The sequence below is a fragment of the Gluconobacter sp. P1D12_c genome (assembly GCF_018812105.1).
Classification (GTDB): domain Bacteria; phylum Pseudomonadota; class Alphaproteobacteria; order Acetobacterales; family Acetobacteraceae; genus Gluconobacter; species Gluconobacter oxydans_A.
This window is the reverse complement of sequence record NZ_JACSIQ010000629.1, coordinates 1-407: the sequence shown is the minus strand read 5'-3', so window position 1 is coordinate 407 and position 407 is coordinate 1. Positions and strand designations below refer to the sequence as shown.

Annotated in this window: 1 protein-coding gene; it reads left to right on the top strand. The window is 47.8% G+C overall.

Annotated features, from left to right (window positions below):
• Positions 1-129: 129 nt before the first annotated feature.
• The coding region (locus tag KP705_RS18465; protein WP_215765358.1) for a hypothetical protein at positions 130-407 on the top strand (278 nt) is incomplete at its 3' end.

Here is a 407-nt window from a genome sequence, read left to right as displayed (position 1 = left end):
CATCGAAGAAGCCCGATAGGTTAGGAGAAGGCTCATGACGCAGGAAAGTCACAACCCGACCCACATCAGTATTATAACACAACTGATGGCGATGGTTCAACACAAGACCGCCAAGACTGGTGGTCTCGGATGGAATCCGTAGGTCGTTCATATACGAAATTAGAGGCCCAAAGTGTCATCAAAGCTCAGTCATATGATGGGKGGTATTATCCTCGTTCATGGCTTGGGCATGTGTTCCATCTGGGGTGGTCTGTTGATGATATCTGCTGGCTGATATCTGCTGACTGCAAGCACCTTGGTCTTATAGCTCGTGATTATTCTGCTGATGAGATTCTGCGTTTTGCGTTTCGTTCTGAACAGGAAGACAGGCGTCGCTTCATGCTTCCTGCTGGTTGTTTAGAATACGT